The 3,242-nt window shown below is 66.3% G+C and carries 4 protein-coding genes; 1 reads left to right on the forward strand and 3 read right to left on the reverse strand.

Features of this window, described 5'->3' with window-relative positions; all coding sequences use genetic code 11:
• Positions 1-74 precede the first annotated feature (74 nt).
• From EOA22_RS28685 to EOA22_RS28695, 3 genes are all read right to left on the reverse strand, one after another.
• On the reverse strand, positions 75-977 hold the full coding sequence (locus tag EOA22_RS28685; protein WP_063168792.1) for an SH3 domain-containing protein: 903 nt from the start codon (positions 975-977) through the stop codon (positions 75-77).
• A gap of 123 nt (positions 978-1,100) precedes the next feature.
• Positions 1,101-1,865, reverse strand: a complete 765-nt coding sequence (locus EOA22_RS28690) for a metallophosphoesterase family protein (RefSeq protein ID WP_063168791.1) — start codon at positions 1,863-1,865, stop codon at positions 1,101-1,103.
• A gap of 68 nt (positions 1,866-1,933) precedes the next feature.
• Positions 1,934-2,296, reverse strand: a complete 363-nt coding sequence (locus tag EOA22_RS28695; protein ID WP_013530112.1) for a helix-turn-helix transcriptional regulator — start codon at positions 2,294-2,296, stop codon at positions 1,934-1,936.
• Between the two features lie 208 nt (positions 2,297-2,504).
• On the opposite strand from EOA22_RS28695, the gene EOA22_RS28700 reads away from it, so the two are divergent.
• A partial coding sequence (locus EOA22_RS28700) for an MFS transporter (RefSeq protein WP_164755932.1) occupies positions 2,505-3,242 on the forward strand: 738 nt, incomplete at its 3' end.

The raw sequence follows: 3,242 nt of genomic DNA on the forward strand, positions 1-3,242 counted from the left end.
GTAGGGGAGTAGGGTGGGTTCGAGAGAATTCCAAACACACTCCCTTATTCCCTGCTCCCTTACTCCCCTGAATTCTAATTCCCCAGCGCCAACTGATCCGTGATCTCAAACCGCTCCGAGACGCCGACACGGATCATGTTGAGGCTGCCTTCCCTGGTGAAGCGGAAGTCGCCGGGCGCGTCGGAACCGGCCGGCTGGCCGGCACGGAAAGAGATGATGCGCGTGCCGCCATCGGGCCAGGTCACAGTGATGTTCGCCTTGTCGGCGGTGTGCACCACGCTGACCTTGCAGCGCTCCATCGGCTGGCCGACATAGCGGGCGCAGGGAATTTCGGGGCCAGAAGCCAGCGTCGGAGCGGAATCAAGCGGGACGTCAGGCGCCGCCAGCGCCAGTAGGTACGCATCCTGCATGGCGGCGTGGCCGATTTCCTCTGGCGATTTCGGCGTGCTTTCGGCTGCCGGACCGGCGCCGCCAAGCCGCGCCGTCAGGTCGGGCGGTGCGACCGGCGCGCTGTCGGCTGAGCCGGTGGCCTGCGATTGGTCCGGTGCCGAGGCCTGCTCGGCCCCACTGCCGGTGGAGGCAACCACCGGCGCACCGGCCGGTCTTGGCTCACCTTCGACATAGGGGTTCGGATTGAGGGGGATGAGATAGCGCGCCGGCGCCCAGCCGCTCAGCTTCTCCTTGCCCGTGCTCTCGACCTTGCACCATTTGTAGCCGTTGATGTCGTTGCAGCCGAGATTGGTGACCATGTCGCCACTGCTCAGCCGCGCCTCGACCGTGGCGACCGGCGATGCGGTGGTGCGGACCTTGAGAAGGTCGTCCGGCGCCAGGCCGGTAACGACGGAGATGACGAGCTCCGGCGCCTCTTGGGCCATCTCTTCAGCCATAGCGGGGGCAATCACAGGCCACGCCGTCATCAGCAGCGGAGCAGCAATCAGCGCATGGAGGATTGTTCGGAGCGTAACTGTGCGCCTCATCGTTTGGCCGTGCGCTGATACCGTGCCGCGGCGGATCGAGCCCGCCGCAAGCCCGGCCGGTTTTATAAGGGACGACGCGGCGCCATGTAAGCCCGAAAATTCGGGCCGCCGTTTCGCCAGCCTTCAGCCGGGCAGGGGCATGAACCCGGTTCTGAGCGCGTGAGCCCATTCCGGCCGGCCCGCTTGTTCGGCCTGCCTGGCGGCCGCCTCGTGGTCGTAGTCGACGGCGATGGCCTCGAAGCCGTCGGGCTGGCCGTTGCTGCCCAGGGTGACAATGCCGTAGCGCGCATGCGGCGAGCCCTGCTCGGAGACATGCGCCGGCGGCGTGGAATCGTCATAGGCAGGGCAGCCGATGCTGCCCGGATTGAAGATGACGGGACCGTCGGGGACGCGGATCAGTTCCGCGCGGTGGCTGTGGCCGCACAGCGCGATGCGGCAAGCCGGGTCGAGCGCCTTCAGCCGCCGCCGGATCGCCGTCAGCGGCGCGCGTACCAGCTGGCCATTGACGATCGTATCAGTGAGATATTTCTCGTCATGGTCGGGACGGGCGTGGAAAGCGATGATTCCGGGTGCGATCTCCAGCGTCAACGGCTGGGCGAACAGCACCTGGCGCTGTGCCTCGGTCAGCCGCTCCTGCGCATAGACGTCGGAGGGCCACATGGTGTCATCAGCGGGGTCGGCGGCAACACGGCGGTCGTGGTTGCCGCGCACCGTCGGCAGGTTCAGCGCCTGCAGCCGTTCCATCGTTTCGCGCGGCCATAGCGGGCCGGAAACGCTGTCGCCGAGATTGACGGTCAGGTCGGCGCCGCCGCGCCGGCGCAGGTCGTCAAGCACGGCGTCGAGCGCCAGCACATTGCCGTGGATATCGGCGAGGACGGCGATGCGCATTTCGGGAAGCTCCTGTGTGACGCCGCTTTTCCTTTTCCCCACGTTCGTGGGCGAGGAACCCAAGTCCTTCAGGGTCGGGCGTGCACTTCGATATCGTGGCCGCCAACCGCCGGCAGTGCGGGATCGTCGCCGGCGGCGGCGATGACGCTGTCGAGCAGGCCGGGGAAGCGGGCGTCGAGATCGGCGCGGCGCAGTGTGATCATGCGGTTGGTGCCGACCACCTCGGCGCGGGTGACGCCGGCCTCGCGCAATTTGGCGAGGTGGTAGCTCAGATTGGTCTTCGAGCCGAAATCGAGGAACTGGCTGCAGTTCAGCGGCACGCCCTGCTTGCTGGCGAGATAGCGCACGATGGCAAGCCGCGTCGGGTCGCCGAGCACGCCAAGCACGATCGGCAGGCTGATCTGGTCCGTATTGGGGTGTGGCAAGGTCATGGCTCGAAACTAAGCACAGTCGGGTCCGATTTCAACGCATCCATCATTGTTGGCTCCACGTGGCCTTTCTCCGTCTCGCGCGAACCCCGCCCGGCCTGTGCTGACACAGGGCTGTCAGGAAGGTTCAGCTATTTTTCCCTGGCTTCATTGACATGATGCCCTGTTATGTCCAATTGTTCAATAACTTTTGAACTAAGGACATCCCGCCATGGACAAGCGCCTCTTCTGGCTCGCGCTCGGATCGTTCACGATCTCGACCGAAGGCTTCGTCATCTCCAGCCTTCTGCCCGACATCGCGGCGGATGCCGGCATCTCCATTCCGCTGGCCGGCACGCTGATTACCGCCTTCGCGCTCGCCTATGCGGTCGGCACGCCGATTCTCGCGACGCTGACCGGCGAATGGGACCGGCGCCGCGTCATCCTGTGGACGCTGGTGTTCTTCGTCATCGGCAACATCGCCGCCGCCTTGAGTTCCTCCTTCGAACTGCTGCTGGTCGCGCGCATCGTCATGGCGCTGTCGTCGGGCCTGTTCGCCGCAACCGCGCAGGGCACCGCAGTAGCGCTGGTCGATGATCATCACCGGGCGCGTGCCATCGCCGTCGTTGTCGGCGGCACCACTGTGGCCGTTGCGCTCGGTGCGCCGCTCGGCGCGCTCGTTGCCACCGTCGCCGGCTGGCGCGGCACCTTCTTTGCCATCGCCGGCCTTGGCGCGCTTGCAGGCGCGATCCTGTGGTACCGGCTGCCGCAGGGCATCGTTGGCACCAGGCTGCCCTTGAAGCGCAGGCTGGCGGCAGCGCTGCGTCCCGGCGTGATGCCGATCCTGTTGACGACAGTGCTGGCGCTGATCGGCGCCTTCACCGTCTTTGCCTATGTCGCGCCGCTTGCCATCGAGGGCGGCGGTCTCAGCCAGATCGCGCTGCCCGGCATGCTGCTCGCCTTCGGCGTC

Source organism: Mesorhizobium sp. M7A.F.Ca.US.014.04.1.1 (genome assembly GCF_003998745.1).
Taxonomy (GTDB): Bacteria; Pseudomonadota; Alphaproteobacteria; order Rhizobiales; family Rhizobiaceae; genus Mesorhizobium; species Mesorhizobium ciceri.